This is a genomic window from Pirellulales bacterium (genome assembly GCA_019694435.1).
Classification (GTDB): Bacteria; Planctomycetota; Planctomycetia; order Pirellulales; family JAEUIK01; genus JAIBBZ01.
Genome location: JAIBBZ010000013.1, coordinates 72,404 through 88,358, shown reverse-complemented (window position 1 = coordinate 88,358; position 15,955 = coordinate 72,404). Strand labels below are relative to the sequence as shown.

The window sequence follows — 15,955 nt, the reverse complement described above, 5'->3', positions numbered from 1 at the left end:
GCGCCGGAAACGGGCTCGATAAGCTAAATTCTGGTATCTCGAAGTTGCTGCGGGCGGTTGCGCTGACGGGGCGCACACGCGGGGAGATCGCGGCCACCGGCGTCCCTGAGATCGGCCTGCCGTTCATGATTCACGTCCGCGAGTTGCGCAAGACTTACGCCGACCTTCGCCGTGGCCAGCTCGTGGCCCTGGGGGGCGTGACCTTCGATTGCCACGAGGGCGAGATCTTCGGGCTGCTTGGACCCAACGGCGCCGGCAAGACCACGACCTTGCGGATCCTCAGCACCATGTTGCGCCCCACCGGCGGCGCGGCCACGGTTAGCGGCTACGACGTCGTCACGCAGGCCGCCGAGGTGCGCCGCCAGATCGGCTTCATCACGGCCAACACCGGCGTCTACGACCGCATGAGCGCCTGGGAGATGGTCGGCTACTTCGGCCGCCTGCACGGACTCGACGAAGACCACCTGCAGGCCCGCATGGAAGCGATTTTCGCCCGGCTGCAGATGGACGAGTTTCGCGACGTGCTCGGCGCCAAGATGTCGACCGGCATGAAGCAGAAGGTGTCGATCGCCCGCGCCATCGTGCACGATCCGCCGGTGCTGATCTTCGACGAAGCGACCTCGGGACTCGACGTGCTGGCCGCACGCTCGCTGCTGAAGACGATCGCCGAGTTGCGCGACCACGGCAAGTGCATCATCTACTCGACGCACATCATGCGCGAGGCCGAAAAGCTTTGCGATCGCGTCGGCATCATGCACCAGGGTCAGCTCCTGGCCCTGGGCACGATCGGCGAACTGCGCGAACGCTACTGCGAGCCCGATCTCGAAGAGACCTTCTTCCGGCTGATCTCGGAGCACGATGCCCGACATACGACGGCGGCGGGAGGCGGCGCGCGATGAGCTACCGCAACGTGCGACTGATCTTCTCCCGCGAGGTCCGCGACCAGTTGCGCGACCGGCGAACGATGTTCATGATCGTCGTGCTGCCGATTCTACTCTACCCGCTCTTGGGGATGAGTTTCTTTCAAGTCTCGCAGTTTGTCCGGGGCCAGGCGACTCGCGTGCTGGTGATCGGCGCGCGCGATCTACCCAGCGAGCCGCCGCTGATCGACAACCGGCGGTTTGCGGCACAGTGGTTCTCCGATCCCACGCAGGCCCGGTTGCTGGAGCTGCATTTCTCGCCGCGCGAGCTGCAAGGCACCGCGGCAACCAGTGCGGAGCACGACGAATCGATCAGCGAAGCCGATGCGGCCAAGTTGATTCGGGATTCGGCCTATCACGTTGTGGTCTATTTCCCCCCCGACTTCGGCGAACGACTCGAGGCCTATCGCCAAAGCCTGCGCGACCGTCCGGCCGCGCCCGAGAGCAACCCCGTCGCGGGGCAGCACGCACCCGTTCCGCGCCCGATCGTGTTTCACAACAGCGCCCGCGAGGAATCGCAGATCGCTTATGTGCGCGTGAGCGAAGTGCTCGAGCGCTGGATTTCGGACATCGGCCGCACGAATTTGCTGGCCAGCGGCGTCGATCCCGCGGCCGCTACGCCCGTCGATGTCGATCGCCGCGACGTGGCCGAGCAAGGGCACAAGGATGCGGCCGTCTGGTCGAAGGTGCTGCCATTCGTCGTGCTGCTCTGGGCCTTGACCGGCGCGTTCTACCCGGCCGTCGACCTGTGTGCCGGAGAAAAAGAGCGCGGTACGATGGAAACGCTGCTCTGCAGCCCGGCCGATCGCACGGAGATCGTGTTCGGCAAACTGCTGACGATCATGCTGTTCAGCATCATGACCGTGGTGCTCAACGTGATCAGCGTGGCGATTACCGGGTACTTCGTGCTGCGCGAGCTGCCCGAGGTGAGTTGGCCGCCACTGTTGACCCCCGTCTGGCTGCTGCTGGTCCTGATTCCCGTGTCGGCATTATTCAGCGCGCTGTGCCTGGCTTTGGCGGCGTTTGCCCGCAGCAGCAAAGAGGGCCAGTACTACCTGATGCCCGTGCTGATGATCGCCATGCCGCTGGTGATGTTGCCCCTGGCGCCCGGCGTCGAGCTGACGCTGGGCAACAGCCTGATTCCGATCACCGGCCTGGTGCTGTTGCTGCAGGTGCTGCTCGAGGGCGACTATGCGCGTGCGGTGCCCTATCTCGCTCCGGTGACGCTGATCACGCTGGGCGGGTGCCTGGCGTCGATTCGCTGGGCGGTCGACCAGTTCAATTCGGAAAAAGTACTGTTCCGCGAAAGCGAACGGCTCGACCTTGCTCTCTGGCTACGGCAAATGCTCCGCCAGCGCGAGGCCACACCCAGCCCGGCCATGGCCGTGTTCTGCGGCGTGCTGATCCTGCTGGTGCAGTTCTTCCTGAGCTTGAGCCTCAAGGTCGGGGAGAAGGCCAGCTTCAACGATTTTGTGATGCTGGCGTTGGGCACGCAATTGGTCGTGATTCTCACGCCCACACTGCTGATGACGATCATGCTCACGCGGTCGGCCGTGCAGACGCTCCAGCTGCGGCTGCCCACGTGGCGCACCGTCGGCGCAGCGCTGGGTCTGGTCGTCACGCTGCACCCGTTGTTCAACTACCTGAAGATCCTGGTACTTCGGCTCTACCCGATCGACGACGAGATCCTGCGGCAGATGGACCGTTTGTTGGCACAGCCGCCTAGCCTGTGGCAGGCAATCTTGGTCGTGGCCTGCGTGCCGGCGATTTGCGAGGAGCTGGCCTTCCGAGGGTTCATCCTCACCGGATTGCGGCACCTGGGCCACAAATGGCAGGCCATTGCGATCGCGAGCTTTTTCTTTGCGATCACGCATGCGATCTTGCAGCAATCGCTCGTCGCCTTTGCGCTGGGCTTGTTGTTGGGCTACCTGGCCGTGCAAACGGGTAGCATTCTTCCGAGCATCGTGTTCCACATGTCGCACAACGCCCTGGTGCTGATCACGGCCCAATTGACGCCGCAATTTGTCGAGGACAATCCGGCCGCCGGCTGGCTCGTGGCGCATGCGGCCGATGGCACCATGCTCTATCATTGGCCCATCGTGCTGGCCGGCGTGCTGGTCGCGGCCACGATTCTCATCTGGTTGTCGGGCCACAAGCACCCACGCTTGCCAGAAGAATCGCTCTGCGAGGCGATGGGCAGCCCGCCGGCGGGGTCGTTGGCCGGGTAGAATCCCCGGTCGGCGATTGACACCGCTACACGGCCTCTCCCTTCGGCTACGGCTCCTATGTCGCTGCACGCCTTTCGCGCCCGGTGGGTCATTCCGGTGGACGGCTCGCCCGTCGACGGCGGCATCGTGTCGATCGATCAAGCGCAGATTGTCGGCGTCGGCCGAGCAACCGACACACGCTGGGCCGGCGTGCCGGTCGAAGATCTGGGCGACGTGGCCCTGCTGCCCGGCCTGATCAATGCACATACGCATCTGGAGTTCAGCGATTGCAGCTCGCCCTTGGGCGCAGCAGGCATGGCGCTGCCGGCTTGGATCGCTCAGGTCATCGAACATCGCCGCTCGATGCTCGATCACCGCGCGGAAACGACGCGTCAGGGTCTGCAAGAGTCGCTCCGGGCCGGTGTCACCACCTTGGGCGAGATTGCCACCGCGGGCTGGGACCCGACGGCGTTTGACGCGGCCGTCCCGGCGGCGGTCGTGTTCTACGAATTGATCGGCCTCGGACCCGCGCGGCTCGCGCCGAATCTCGAACTCGCGCGGCGCCATTTGGCCACACCCGGCACGTATGTGGCCGGGCTGAGTCCGCATGCCCCCTACACCGTACATCCCGAGCTGCTGGCCGGCCTGGTCGACCTGGCCGTGGGCGCAGGCGCACCGATTGCCATGCACCTGGCCGAGTCACGCGAGGAGCTCGATCTGCTGGCCGACCAACGCGGCGCATTCGTCGAGCTGATCTCGAGCCTGGGTGCCTGGTTTCCCGACGCCATCCCGCGCAGCACTCGACCGCTCGACTACTTGCAGCAGCTCGCCCGAGCGTCGCGCAGCCTGGTGATCCACGGCAATTACCTCGACGACGAAGCCATCGCCTTCGCCGCGAGACAAAGCGAGCGCATGAGCGTGGTTTACTGTCCGCGCACACATGCCTATTTCGCGCACGAGCGTTATCCGTTGACGGCCATGCTGGCGGCCGGCGTGCGGGTTGCGCTCGGAACCGATGGCCGCGGTTCAAACCCCGACTTGAGCCTGCTGGCCGAAATGCGTCACGTCGCGCGAACGTTTCCTGAGCTTGCCCCCGACGTCGTCATCCGCTTGGGCACCATTGAGGGCGCACAAGCCCTGGGTCTGGCCGGCAACCGTGGAACTCTCGAGCCAGGCAAACGCGCGGACCTGATCGCCTTGCCGACTCGTGCTGCCACTCCACGCGCGGCCGTCGCCGAGATCCTGGCCGGCGATCAGCCGGTCGGCGGCGTGATGCTCGCCGGTTGCTGGGCGCGCGATCCTAGAGCCGGCAATTCATGATCGCCGTTTCGAGAATGGCCGAGGCTCCGAGCGCCTCGAGCCGCTCCATGATGCCGATCACTTCATTGCGCTTGACCATGACCCGGACCGCGCACCAATCGGGGTCTTCGAGGGCGTTGACCGTCGGCGAATTGAAGCCCGGCGTGATTTTCTCAGCCTCGGCCAGCCGCGTACGCGGGACGTTGTATTCCAGCAACGAGTAGCTCCGGGCAATGACCACGCCTTCGATCCGCCGCACGACCCGGTCGGCGAGCTCCGCGTGACGCTGCTGGCGGTTCTGGATCAGCACCGTCTCGTAACTGCCAATGTCGCAAAGGATTCTCAGCCGGTTCGCCGCCAGCGTGCTGCCGGTCTCGACCAAGTCGACGATCGCGTCGGCCACGCCGAGAGCGATCATCACTTCGACCGAGCCGGACAGCTCGACGACGTGGGCCTGGGCTTGATGCGCGGCCAGGAACTTGCGCGTGACGTGCGGAAAACTCGTCGCGACGCGCAGCCCATCGAGCCCCTTCGGGCTGGTGTGGGGGGCATCGTCCGGTACGCAAATCGCCAGCCGGCACTGACCGAAGCCGAGCTTCAGCCGGGTCTCGAGATCGGCGCCGCTCTCTTCGACCAGGTCCGATCCGGTGATGCCCATGTCGATGGCACCCTCGGCGCAGAGTACCGGAATGTCTTCGGTCCGCAGCAGCGTGACGTCGACCGGCATCTCGCGCACGCGGGCAAACAGACTGCGGGCTTGCTGCCGAAAGCTCAGCCCCGCGTCTTTGAGCAGCGGCCCGGCGATCTCCGAGATACGCCCTTTGCTGGGGATGCCAATACGAAGATTGTGCGTCACTGCGTCGATCCTTCCGCTGTGGGCGGGGGCTGCGAAGGTGAATTCGCCGAGCCGGAAACGCCGCGCGAAGCCTTCTCGTCGATGCCCGAGATTCCGAATCGCCGGGCCAATTCCGCTTCGACGTCGGCCAGCCGCACGTCGCGATGGGCCAACATGACCAGCAGGTGGTAAATCAAATCGGCCGCTTCCCGAACCAGGTGAGCCTGGCCGTCGGCCCCGGGTTCGCCGGCCGCCTCGACCACCTCGGCCGCCTCCTCGGTCACTTTGGCCCCGATCTTGGACACGCCGCCGGCGAACAGGGTCGTGGTGTACGATTTCGCCGGCGGATGGTCGCGCCGGTCGACAATCACCTGCATCAGCCGGGGCAGGATCTCCGCGGAAGCAGCCATCGGTCCAAAACCTGGTCGTCGCGACGGTACGATGAAGTTCAAGGTCGGCAGTTCGCACTTTAGGTGACCGGCGGGAAACTGGCAAATGGGCGCAGCAGCGTGCATCCGCGGCAAAAAATCGGCATGAACGTTTCGCCTTTGCCTGTCGAGTGCTGGTATCTCACCGGGCCGACGGCCTCGGGAAAATCGGCCGTCGGGGTCGAACTGGCCAAACAGTTGGACGCCGAAATCGTCTCGCTCGACTCGATGGCCATCTATCGCGGTATGGAGATCGGCACGGCCAAGCCCACCGCCGCCGAGCGGCAGCGCGTGCCGCACCACTTGATCGACCTCCGCGAACCTGCCGAAGAGTTCAGTGTCGCCCAGTACCTGGCGGCCGCCCATGAGTGCGTCGCCGGCATCCGCTCGCGCGGGCGGCAGGCCGTGTTCGTCGGCGGCACGCCGCTCTATCTGAAGACCCTGCTGCGCGGGCTCTTTCCGGGTCCGCCAGCCGATCGCGAGCTGCGTGCCCGATTGAGCGCAGAGGCCGAGCGCACAGGCAGCGATGCGCTGCACGCGCGGCTGGCCGTCGTCGATCGCGAAGCCGCGGCGCGAATTTCACCGAGCGACGTGCGTCGCCTCGTGCGTGCCCTGGAGGTTTACGAGCTGACCGGACGGCCGATCAGCGCGTGGCAGCAGCAGTTCGACCGCGCGCGCCCCGCCGAGGCGTGCCGCGTGTTCTGCCTGTCGTGGCCGGTGGCCGAATTGAATCGGCGGATCGACGAACGCGTCGACGCCATGTTCGCCGCCGGTTGGGTCGAGGAAGTGCGCCGACTGCGCGCCGCGCCCGGCGGCCTGGGGATGACCGCCTTGCAGGCCGTTGGCTATCGCGAAATCGCCGAGGCGCTCGACGGCCAACTCGAACTGCCGGCGGCCATCGAGCAGATCAAGCTGCGGACGCGCCAATTTGCCAAGCGCCAGCGCACCTGGTTTCGCAGCTTGTCGGAGTGCCGCATGGTCGCGATGCATGTCTCGCGCACGCCGCGAGCGGTTGCCGCGGCGATTGCCGCCGAAGGCCTGGCGACGGCCCCTGCGGATCGCCCGCTCGCAACCGCGCGCGAAGACGACGCGAACTCGGCTTGATCCCTACCCCGCCGCTACGTCAGCCGGCAGGTTGCGGCACGACGATCGGCTGGTCGGCAGGCGGCACGGCGAACTTCACCGGCTCCCACCTGGCGTGATCGAGCTGCACGCTGATCTCGGCCTGATCGCCGTGCTTGAACCAATCGAGGGAAACCTGCCCCTTGGTGTCGGTCTTGAGCTGCACGGGGTCGGCAGCCGAGTGATAGGCCAGGTGCTCGACACCCGTTTCGGTCTGCCGCCGGCTCGGTTTGACCGCGGCATCCGCGATGGGCTGGCCCGTCGGGTCGACCAACGTCAACACGAACCTGTCGGCCGGCTCGAGCACGCACAGCACGGTCTGTGCCGTCGCCGCGCCATCGTCGGCCGTGCCGTCGAAGATCTGGTGATGAAAGGCAAACGCATGCTCGGGCGCAAAGACGCTCACGGCGATGCCGTGCCGGCGATTTGCCGGCAGCAGGTCTTTGAACACGGCGCGACCTTCGGCATTCGTCTTGGCGGCAAACGGTTGACCTTGAAAGCGTCCATCCGGCCAGGTCTTCAAATAGACCAGCACCTGGGCGTCGGCGATTGGCTCTGCCTCGTTCTGCGCGACCACGTTGAGGCTTTTCCAGCGGACCGGCCCCTGATCGCCTTCGACGGCTGCCTTGACGTTGGCGATCACAGCCTGGCGTTCGAGCATGGCCACGAGCCGCTGCTTTTCTGCTCGCTCTTCGCTCAAGCCGAAGAACAAATACAGAATCGCTCCGGTGAGCACGAGCACGTAAACCAACAAGATACGCACCAGCATGATCCGGTCTCCTCGGTCAACCCATTGGCAATCGCGAGCGTGCCGTTCGAACGGTCCAAAACGATCGCGTGCCGTGCTTTCCGCCTGTGGCAATGTCAGACCTTGTTCCAGCCCGGCATCGACGAGTGCCTGGTAGTGAAACTCCAGTTCCTCGCGAATGTCGGCGTCGATTTCCCTGGCCGGTCGCCAATCGCCCGGTCGCAACCAGGCACGAAACAACGCCAGTCGACTCATGACGGTCGCCCTCTCGGGTGAAAACCCAGCACACGATTGATGGCTTCGCTCATCTGCGTCCACGCGGCGGTCTGTTCGGCGAGCTGCTTGTGTCCCGCTTCCGTCAGCCGGTAATACTTCGCGCGCCGGTTCGACTCCGACACGCCCCAGCTCGACTCGATCCAACCGCGACGCTCCATGCGATGAACAGCAGGGTACAACGAACCCTCTTCCACTTTCAGAAACTCGTCGCTGATCTGGTGCAGATGGCGAGCAATGCCATAGCCGTGTTTGGGACCGCCTTCGAGGGTCCGCAGAATCAGCAAATCGAGGCTGCCTTGCAGCACTTTGGCCTTATCTGGGGTTTCCATGACCGTCACTCCCCTAGGTCTTCTAGGGGAATGATAAACAACTCCCCTAGAACGTCAAGGGGAAAGAAAAGAATCTCGCGGCAACGTTGCGACGGTTCGTCCGTAGCCGCGCGAATCACGCAATTGTGACGAGAAGCGTGCCCGATCGCCGCCCGAGGGAAATGGCTCCCTCACGGGCGTTTGCGCCGCGCGCGCAGCGAACCTAGGCGACTTCCCGCCCTCAGGCTTACAATGATCGCTTTTCTCACGCCGGCCAGTAGTTACCCGGCGGTTTTTGCGATGAGGAACTCCCCGACCGTGCTACGTACCCATACCTGCGGCGAACTGCGTGTGAACCAGGCCGGGCAGACGGTAACGCTTTGCGGATGGGTCGATACGAACCGCGACCACGCCGGGGTCCAGTTCGTCGATCTGCGCGACCGCTACGGCAAAACGCAGATCGTTTTCGGGCCGGAAAGCGGGGCGGAAATCCAACAAGCGGCCCGTGGCCTGCGGGCAGAGTTCGTCGTCCGGGTGACCGGCAAAGTGGCCCGTCGCCCCGAAGGCACGGTCAACCCGAAGCTCGACACCGGCGAAATCGAGGTTCGTGCAGCGCAGCTCGAGGTGCTCAATCGCAGCCAAACGCCGCCCTTCCAGCCTGGCGCGATCGACGCCCCCGGCGAAGACATCCGGCTGAAGTATCGCTATCTCGACCTGCGCCGGCCCGAAATGCAGCGGATCATGCTGCTGCGTGGCCGGCTGGTCAAACTGATGCGCGACTACTTCGACCAGCACGGGTTTCTCGACGTCGAGACCCCCATGCTCGGGCGCAGCACGCCCGAGGGCGCCCGCGACTATCTGGTTCCCAGCCGAGTGAACAAGGGCAGCTTCTATGCCTTGCCCCAGTCACCGCAGTTGTACAAGCAGATTTTGATGGTCGCCGGCTACGACCGGTACGTGCAAGTGGCGCGCTGTTTTCGCGATGAAGACCTGCGTGCCGATCGTCAACCGGAGTTCACTCAGTTAGACCTCGAAATGTCGTTTGTCGACAGCGAGGACGTGATTGGGATCATCGACGGCCTCGTCCAACTGGCAGCCAAAGACTTGCTGGGCCTCGACGTGCCCTTGCCGCTGCCGCGCATGACCTACGACGAGGCGATGGAGCGCTTTGGCCACGATGCGCCCGACTTGCGCTTCGGCATGGAGCTGATCGATGTGACCGACCTGGCGCGCGAGGCGGAATTTCGGGTCTTTCGCAGCGCGGCCGACTCTGGGCAGCGTGTGCGCGGGATGAATGCCCGCAGCGCCGCCGACCGCTACAGCCGCAAGGCGATCGATGAGCTGACCGCATTTGTGATGCAGGACTTTGGCGCCAAAGGGCTGGTCTGGTTCAAGGTCGAAGCCGACGGCGCCTTGGCTTCGCCGACGGCCAAGAACTTTGCCCCCGAGCTGCTCAAGCGATTGGCCGAGCGGCTCGAGGCGCGTCCCGGCGACTTCCTGCTGTTCGTGGCTGACACATTCGAGGTCACCTGCAAGGCGTTGTATGGCCTGCGCAAACGGCTAGGCGCCGAGTTGCAGCTCTACGACCCCAAGACGATGCACTTTTCCTGGATCGTCGAGTTTCCGATGTTCGCCTGGGATGGCGAGGAACAGGTCTGGGCGGCCATGCACCACCCGTTCACCGCGCCTCGTAACCAGGACTTCGACAAGCTCGCGACCGAACCGGGCGGCTGCCGTGCCCAGGCCTACGATCTGGTGATCAATGGCTACGAGGCCGGCGGCGGCACGATCCGAATCCACTCCCAGGAGATCCAGCAGCAGGTTTTCCGGCTGTTGGGCATCAGTCCCGAGGCAGCCAAAGAGCGGTTCGGGTTCTTGCTCGACGCGCTCCAGTTCGGCGCCCCGCCGCACGGCGGAATTGCCCTGGGCTTGGATCGCTGGGTGATGCTGTTCGGCGGCCTGGACAATATTCGCGACGCGATCGCCTTTCCCAAGACGCAAAAGGCCACCGATCTGATGACCGAGGCTCCCAGCCCGGTCGATCCGAAACAATTGCGCGAGCTGGCGATTCGGACGAATCTCTAGCGCAGCAACCGACGATCGTGGCATCGTCGGGTGCGTCCGCTCCGTTGACGTCTTTGCCTCGGGGGACCGATACTGCAAGCTGGTGCCAACATCCCGCTCTAGGAAGGTCCGGATCGCGATGATGAGGAAGCCCCTTCGAACCGCGCTCGGCTGCTTGCTGATCGCGGCGCTGTTACCGTTGGTGGGCTGCTCGGGAAGCAAGACAACCGAAGAGACGGGGGCCGAGGCGCCGACGCCTCCGGTCATCGAACCCGGCCCCGAAACAGAACCAGGCTCACCGGCAGCCGAAACGCCGCCCACCCCCGCGGCGCCGAGCGGCGACGCTTCGACCGAAGCAGCGCCTGCGGTCCCCGCGACGGAACCGGCCGGCGAGTCGACTAAAACCTCAACAGACACTGCCTCTGAGAAGCCGGACGACATGCCCGCCGAGCCGACCGCCGATGCGACGGCACCCGCCGCGACGCCTGTGGCCGAGGCCGCCCCCTCGACAACGCCGACCGTCCCTGCCGTAACGCTGGTCGAAGAGGTTACCGCCATGCCCGCGGTCGAAATGACCGAGGCCCAGGCGGCCACCTGCGTGGTCAAAGTCGGCGACACTTTTCCGCAGATCTCCGCCGCGACGTTTTCCGGCGAAGCCAAGCAGCTCGCCGAGCTGCTCGGGCCGCGCCTGACGGTCGTGGCCTTTTGGAACGCGAGCAATCCATACGCCGTCTGGGAGCTGAAGCGCGTCGGTGAATTGATTGCCATGCCCCTGACCGATGCCGGTGTCAGTGTGGTGGCGATCAACTGCGGCGATCCTGCCGAGCTGGCGCAACAAACTGCGGCCGCGTCGCCGGAAAAAGTCGTCCAGCTGATCGACCCCCAGCGCGCGGCATTCGCGCAGGTTGCCACAGCGCGGTTGCCGCGCGTCTACCTGCTCGACGCGTCCGGCAAGGTCTTGTGGTTCGACCTGGAGTACTCGCAAGAGACCGAGCGCAGCTTGATGCAGGCCGTACACTTTGCCCTGCAAGGCTCCGGTGGGTGAATCTTGGCACGATCCGCGACGAGCGCCGAAAAAACCGCTCCCCGGGCAGTTACGCGCGAAGCGGCTCAACCGTCGCCCGCGGAATCCGCCCACGTGATCCGCATCGCGCTCGCCCAGATTGCGCCGTTCTTGGGTAATCGGGCTCAGAACCACGCGCGCCACGTCGAACAAATCGCCGCGGCCCGCACACGCGGGGCGGACTTGATCGTCTTTCCCGAATTGTCGCTGACCGGCTATTTTCTGCGCGACATGGTGCCCGAGATGGCGTTGCACGCCGAGGCGCCGGATATCGGCGAGCTGGCCGCCGCCGCGGGCGACAGCGCACTGGTGGCGGGCTTCGTCGAGGAATCGTCGAACAACCGCTTCTACAACTCGGCCCTGCTGGCCGAGGGCGGCCGCGTCGTCCACGTCCACCGTAAGGTCTATCTGCCCACCTACGGCCTGTTCGAAGAGCAGCGTTATTTCGCCGCCGGCGAGCGACTGCGCGCCGTCGACAGCCCGCGGCTGGGGCGCATCGGCCTGCTCGTGTGCGAAGACTTTTGGCACCTTTCGGCGATTGCCGTGATGCAGGCCGAGGAAGTCGACGTGCTGGTGTGCGTTGCGAACTCGCCGGGACGCGGCGTGAGCGACGACGAGCCTGCCACGGCCCGTACCTGGCGACTACTGGTGCAGGCCTACGCTCAAGCGCTGGGAGCCGTGGTCGTGTTCGTCAATCGCGTCGGTTTCGAAGACGGCTTGTGCTTCTGGGGCGGCAGCATGGTCGTGGGCCCCGATGGCCAAACGCTCGGCGCGGCCCGACTGTTCGACGAAGATCTGACGATCGTCGCGTTCGATCGCCGCGAACTGCGACGGCAGCGGCTGCTGACGCCGTTGGGCCGCGACGAGAAGCTGCTGTTGACGATCGAAGAGCTCAATCGAATCAAGCGACGTCGCTATGAAGGCTGATTCCCAGCCGCCGGCTCCACCGCCATGGGAAGGCATGCGTATCTCGGCGCCCTTGGTGACCGAGGTCCTCTGCCGTTTCATCCGCCAGGAAATCGTGCGCACCGGCTTTACCCGCGCCGTGCTGGGCCTCTCCGGCGGTATCGACTCGTCAGTCGTCGCGTTTCTGGCAGCGCGAGCCCTGGGGCCGGAAAACGTCCTGGCAGTGACCATGCCGTACAAGACGTCGAGCGCCGAAACGATCCGCGACAGCCGCCGCGTGGTCGAAGCGACCGGCGTGCAAGCGCTCGATGTGCCGATCACGCCGCAGATCGACGCCTATTTCGCTCGGTTCCCCGACGCCTCACGGATGCGGCTGGCCAACAAGTGCGCCCGCGAGCGGATGACCGTGCTTTACGATCACAGCGCCGCGTTCGGCGGGCTGGTCTTGGGCACCAGCAACAAGAGCGAGCTGCTGCTTGGCTACGGCACGCAGTTCGGTGACCTGGCCTCTGCGATCAATCCGATCGGCGATTTGTACAAGACCCAGTTGCGGCAACTGGCCGAGCACCTGGAGTTACCGCCGGAGATTCTCGCCAAGGCCCCCAGCGGCGATCTGTGGGTCGGCCAGACCGACGAAGGCGAACTCGGCTTCAGCTATGCCGAGGTCGATCGGCTGCTCTATCTGCTGGTCGATCGCCGCGTGTCGCCCCACGAGGTCGAGGTCTACGGCTTCGAACCGGCGTTTGTCGCGCGCGTCGGCGAGTTGATCCGGCGCAATCACTACAAGCGCCGCCTGCCGATCATTGCCAAGCTCTCGAACCGCACCATGGATCGCGACTTCCGCTATCCGCGCGATTGGGGAACCTGAGCATCGAGCGTCCCGTTCGGCGCGCGAACCCGGCCGCGCGGCCTCAAAACTCCGTGACCAACACGGGGGGCCATTCCCCCCGGGCCACGAGCCACAGCCCGACCGTGACCGCCGCGACGAGCAACACGGGAATGATCCACCAGTAGAAATAGCGCAGCAAAAACTTCATGGTTGCACGGGTACAGCAGGGCCCGGCACGGTATGCTCGCGCAACCAAGCGGCCAAGACTTGGGCGAGCTGCTCGCAGCCGCGGCAGTTCAAATGATAGTCGTCGTAGAAGTTCGCTTCCCAGCCCGATAGGCTCGCGGCCGCATCGACCACCTCGGCACCCGTCGCCCGGCCAACCTCGAACGTCGCGGCGTTGAACTCGTCGATCATCTTGCGCCACCGCACGATCTCCGCGGGCTGGAACGATCGCGGGCGCAACTCGGCACGGGCCAGCCAGAGGCGTTTGGCCGCTTCTTCGCCCAGAAACTCGTTCCACAGCACGGGCTGCGTCACTAGGAGCAACCGCACCCGGCGTGCTTGGGCAGCTTCGACCAAGTCGCGCAGCCGCCGCGAGTATTCCTGGGTTTCGCGGGCCAGGTCAAAGTCGCCGGGCGGCAGCACCAGCCGGCCCAACCGCCGGAGCCGCAGCGTCGATCCGTCGTGGTCGTAGTAATAGCCCGCGTGGAGCCGGCCGTTCCAGAGATACCGGCCCAATTCGATCGAGCGCGATTTCAGCCAGTGCGGCGCCGTCGCCGAACGCGCATCGAGCCGCAACATCGCGCCTACCAGGTCGTTGACGCCCACGAGGGCGATCACGCAGTCGACCTGGCCAACCAGCGGCGATTCGCGCATGAATCTTAGATGTTGCTCCGTGCCGAACTCGCTCACGGCAGCGGCCCCGACCCAGGTGTTGCGATCCGCCACCCGGGGCACCTTTGCCGCGAGCAACGCCGGCCAGGTGGCCGCGTCGTCGATATAGATGCACTCGGTCGTGCTGCCGCCGAGGCACAGCATGCGATACGTTGCCGCACGGTCCAGCCAATCGGCGCCACGAATGCCGTGGGCGTTGTAACTCACCTGCGCGACGGCCGACGTGCCAGGCAGTTGAAAGACCTCCGGCTCGAACACGTAGCGCGTCTGTGGGGTCCGCAGATGAAACGGGGGAGACGGCCACAGGTAGTCCAACGCCCCCTCCGCACCGATCAGCGCCAAGAGCGAGGCCGCGCCAAACACCCAGCATCCGGATCGGTTTCCGGCCAGCCAAGTTCGCAGGTGCAGCGAGACCGACGCCAGGACGAGACCGCCAAGGAGCGCGCCGGCCGCAACATAGGCTAGCAAACCGAACGTCCCGGCCAGGCGCGGCGACCAGCCGCGCAGGCCGGCCGCTGCGCTGTCGAGCACCACCAGAAGCGGCACCAACAGCAAGCCGCAGAGCGAGCCGTACGCCGCCACGATCGAGATGCGCTGGGCGGCCGAGGGCTCGCTCATCGGTCGTACTTGCCCCATTCCGAGGCGCAAGCCCCCTTAAAGTCGTGCAATCGCGTCACGATATTTGTCGGGTTCGCCAGGGTCAAGCGAGGACCGATCAGGCGAGGTCTTCTAGGGCCCGGTCGAGCAACTCGGCGGTGCGATTCAAGCGTCGCAAGCCGGGCGCCACGCGCGGGTGGACGAGCACACGCACCCGCTTGACATAATCGTCGAATTGCTCGCGCGCCAACGTACGAACCACGGGAGACACGTCGTCCAGCCGGCGGTAGCAACGCTCTTTGCCGAAATGGACCTCGATATTGAACTCGACTTCGCGTTTGACCGGCGGAGCGTCAAAAATCACCTCGTGCGGCGCAATCACCCCGCCGAGCGCCGTGCTGGCCACGGCGGCAAACCGCTCGGCCAACTGCACCAGCCACGGATAGGGCCGCCGCGCCAGGCGATCGTAATGTGCCCGGTGCTGGAACAGGCTGAACTGGGCCAGGCGTTTGTAGAGCCGCCGGGTGCGTCCAAACAGCCCGTCGAGCAAGTCTTGCGCGGGCCCCTGGCCTGCGGCCGCCAAGAGTTCGCCGACAAACGCGCTCTCGTCGAGACGAAACAGCGCATCGAGATCGAGCTGCCCGTAGAGCAGGAAGAACGCCCGCTGGAGCATGGCCGTGGCCGAGCGCACAGCGTGATGCCAGTAGACCTCACTGAACATCACATAGCGGGCAAAGACCATCAATTCGGCGGCCGTTTTCGCCTTGTCCGTGATGGCCAGGGCATCGCCGGCCTCGTTCAGGCACAGCCCGCTGATCAGCCGCGCCTGGTCGAAATTGCGGCCATACGGCACCCCGGCGTGCAGGCTGTCGCGCGCCAGGTAGTCCATCTTGTCGATGTCGATCGGGCCGGAAAGCATGCTCGAGAGAATCTGCATCGGCACGTCGCGAGGCACGTCGGAAAGCAGCATCACCACGTCGCGCGGATTGACGCCCCAGGCATCGCGCAACGCATCGGCGATCTCGCCTTCGAGCAGATAGCTGTTTGCGAACAACTCGTGCGACGGCACGCCCGGCAGGCGGATATCTTCGATCGGGTGACAAAACGGCCAATGCCCCAGGTCGTGCAACAACGCCGCGGCGATGAACAGCTCGGCATGGTGCCGGTCGATCACGCGGGCAAACCGCGGGTCATGGCTCAGATGGCGCAGGTACACGAGCGCCAGGCGATAGACCCCCAACGCATGCTCGAACCGCGTGTGATTCGCCGCCGGGTAGACCAGCGATACCAGACCGAGCTGGCTGATGCGCGCCAAGCGGCGAAACTCGGGCGCGTCGATCAATTGACGTACCCGATCGGTCAGCGGAACATCGACCTCCGGCGGAATGCGGATCAATCCTTCATGGGCGTCCAGGGCGGCGATTTCCGGGATCGAACTGATTGCACCCATGCTGTG

Annotated in this window: 14 protein-coding genes; 8 read left to right on the top strand and 6 right to left on the bottom strand. The window is 65.2% G+C overall.

Annotated elements, in window-relative coordinates:
- Nucleotides 1-125 precede the first annotated feature (125 nt).
- Genes K1X74_12005 through K1X74_11995 form a run of 3 tightly spaced genes read left to right on the top strand, consistent with a single transcriptional unit; the run spans nucleotide 126 to nucleotide 4,447 of the window.
- On the top strand, nucleotides 126-899 hold the full coding sequence (locus tag K1X74_12005; protein ID MBX7167044.1) for an ATP-binding cassette domain-containing protein: 774 nt from the start codon (nucleotides 126-128) through the stop codon (nucleotides 897-899).
- Nucleotides 896-3,148 (top strand): ABC transporter permease subunit, encoded by a 2,253-nt coding sequence (locus K1X74_12000; protein ID MBX7167043.1) that lies wholly within the window; start codon nucleotides 896-898, stop codon nucleotides 3,146-3,148. Before K1X74_12005 ends, K1X74_12000 begins: the two co-directional genes overlap by 4 nt.
- A gap of 57 nt (nucleotides 3,149-3,205) precedes the next feature.
- A complete protein-coding gene (locus K1X74_11995; GenBank protein ID MBX7167042.1) occupies nucleotides 3,206-4,447 on the top strand; it encodes an amidohydrolase family protein in 1,242 nt (413 codons plus the stop codon).
- Here the strand turns inward: K1X74_11995 and hisG are convergent.
- Both hisG and K1X74_11985 read right to left on the bottom strand, forming a co-directional pair.
- Nucleotides 4,428-5,291, bottom strand: coding sequence for an ATP phosphoribosyltransferase (hisG, locus tag K1X74_11990; protein ID MBX7167041.1), 864 nt, complete (start codon nucleotides 5,289-5,291; stop codon nucleotides 4,428-4,430). The two genes, K1X74_11995 and hisG, sit on opposite strands and share 20 nt — an antisense overlap.
- On the bottom strand, nucleotides 5,279-5,671 hold the full coding sequence (locus K1X74_11985) for a phosphoribosyl-ATP diphosphatase (GenBank protein ID MBX7167040.1): 393 nt from the start codon (nucleotides 5,669-5,671) through the stop codon (nucleotides 5,279-5,281). Before K1X74_11985 ends, hisG begins: the two co-directional genes overlap by 13 nt.
- 123 nt (nucleotides 5,672-5,794) lie before the next feature.
- On the opposite strand from K1X74_11985, the gene miaA reads away from it, so the two are divergent.
- Nucleotides 5,795-6,793: a tRNA (adenosine(37)-N6)-dimethylallyltransferase MiaA gene (gene miaA, locus K1X74_11980; protein MBX7167039.1), complete on the top strand. Its 999-nt coding sequence runs from the start codon at nucleotides 5,795-5,797 to the stop codon at nucleotides 6,791-6,793.
- Nucleotides 6,794-6,812: 19 nt separating this feature from the next.
- On the opposite strand, the gene K1X74_11975 is transcribed toward miaA, so the two are convergent.
- Together K1X74_11975 and K1X74_11970 are read right to left on the bottom strand one after the other, a co-directional pair.
- Nucleotides 6,813-7,814, bottom strand: a complete 1,002-nt coding sequence (locus K1X74_11975; protein ID MBX7167038.1) for a hypothetical protein — start codon at nucleotides 7,812-7,814, stop codon at nucleotides 6,813-6,815.
- The gene (locus tag K1X74_11970) at nucleotides 7,811-8,164 is read right to left on the bottom strand and encodes a PadR family transcriptional regulator (GenBank protein ID MBX7167037.1); all 354 of its coding nucleotides are present in this window, start codon (nucleotides 8,162-8,164) and stop codon (nucleotides 7,811-7,813) included. Before K1X74_11970 ends, K1X74_11975 begins: the two co-directional genes overlap by 4 nt.
- A gap of 279 nt (nucleotides 8,165-8,443) precedes the next feature.
- Here K1X74_11970 and aspS point away from each other — a divergent pair, with 279 nt between their 5' ends.
- The 4 genes from aspS (at nucleotide 8,444) to K1X74_11950 (ending at nucleotide 13,044) form a co-directional block, all read left to right on the top strand.
- Entirely contained in the window at nucleotides 8,444-10,228 is a 1,785-nt protein-coding gene (aspS, locus tag K1X74_11965; GenBank protein MBX7167036.1) for an aspartate--tRNA ligase, read from the top strand.
- A gap of 418 nt (nucleotides 10,229-10,646) precedes the next feature.
- Nucleotides 10,647-11,252, top strand: a complete 606-nt coding sequence (locus tag K1X74_11960; protein MBX7167035.1) for a redoxin domain-containing protein — start codon at nucleotides 10,647-10,649, stop codon at nucleotides 11,250-11,252.
- A gap of 93 nt (nucleotides 11,253-11,345) precedes the next feature.
- Entirely contained in the window at nucleotides 11,346-12,197 is an 852-nt protein-coding gene (locus tag K1X74_11955) for a hypothetical protein (protein ID MBX7167034.1), read from the top strand.
- 34 nt (nucleotides 12,198-12,231) lie between these two features.
- Nucleotides 12,232-13,044, top strand: coding sequence for an NAD+ synthase (locus K1X74_11950; protein MBX7167033.1), 813 nt, complete (start codon nucleotides 12,232-12,234; stop codon nucleotides 13,042-13,044).
- 165 nt (nucleotides 13,045-13,209) lie between these two features.
- Here the strand turns inward: K1X74_11950 and K1X74_11945 are convergent, their stop codons facing one another.
- Nucleotides 13,210-14,520, bottom strand: coding sequence for a hypothetical protein (locus K1X74_11945; protein ID MBX7167032.1), 1,311 nt, complete (start codon nucleotides 14,518-14,520; stop codon nucleotides 13,210-13,212).
- Nucleotides 14,521-14,617: 97 nt separating this feature from the next.
- Nucleotides 14,618-15,949, bottom strand: coding sequence for an HD domain-containing protein (locus tag K1X74_11940; GenBank protein MBX7167031.1), 1,332 nt, complete (start codon nucleotides 15,947-15,949; stop codon nucleotides 14,618-14,620).
- Nucleotides 15,950-15,955 lie beyond the last annotated feature (6 nt).

What these genes read in the sequence shown, in the direction of transcription:
- K1X74_12005 (MBX7167044.1), top strand. Translation starts at nt 126, where the DNA reads ATGATTCACGTCCGCGAGTTGCGCAAGACTTACGCCGACCTTCGCCGT.
- K1X74_12000 (MBX7167043.1), top strand. Translation starts at nt 896, where the DNA reads ATGAGCTACCGCAACGTGCGACTGATCTTCTCCCGCGAGGTCCGCGAC.
- K1X74_11995 (MBX7167042.1), top strand. Translation starts at nt 3,206, where the DNA reads ATGTCGCTGCACGCCTTTCGCGCCCGGTGGGTCATTCCGGTGGACGGC.
- K1X74_11985 (MBX7167040.1), bottom strand. Translation starts at nt 5,671, where the DNA reads ATGGCTGCTTCCGCGGAGATCCTGCCCCGGCTGATGCAGGTGATTGTC.
- miaA (MBX7167039.1), top strand. Translation starts at nt 5,795, where the DNA reads ATGAACGTTTCGCCTTTGCCTGTCGAGTGCTGGTATCTCACCGGGCCG.
- K1X74_11975 (MBX7167038.1), bottom strand. Translation starts at nt 7,814, where the DNA reads ATGAGTCGACTGGCGTTGTTTCGTGCCTGGTTGCGACCGGGCGATTGG.
- K1X74_11970 (MBX7167037.1), bottom strand. Translation starts at nt 8,164, where the DNA reads ATGGAAACCCCAGATAAGGCCAAAGTGCTGCAAGGCAGCCTCGATTTG.
- aspS (MBX7167036.1), top strand. Translation starts at nt 8,444, where the DNA reads ATGAGGAACTCCCCGACCGTGCTACGTACCCATACCTGCGGCGAACTG.
- K1X74_11960 (MBX7167035.1), top strand. Translation starts at nt 10,647, where the DNA reads ATGCCCGCCGAGCCGACCGCCGATGCGACGGCACCCGCCGCGACGCCT.
- K1X74_11950 (MBX7167033.1), top strand. Translation starts at nt 12,232, where the DNA reads ATGCGTATCTCGGCGCCCTTGGTGACCGAGGTCCTCTGCCGTTTCATC.
- K1X74_11945 (MBX7167032.1), bottom strand. Translation starts at nt 14,520, where the DNA reads ATGAGCGAGCCCTCGGCCGCCCAGCGCATCTCGATCGTGGCGGCGTAC.
- K1X74_11940 (MBX7167031.1), bottom strand. Translation starts at nt 15,949, where the DNA reads ATGGGTGCAATCAGTTCGATCCCGGAAATCGCCGCCCTGGACGCCCAT.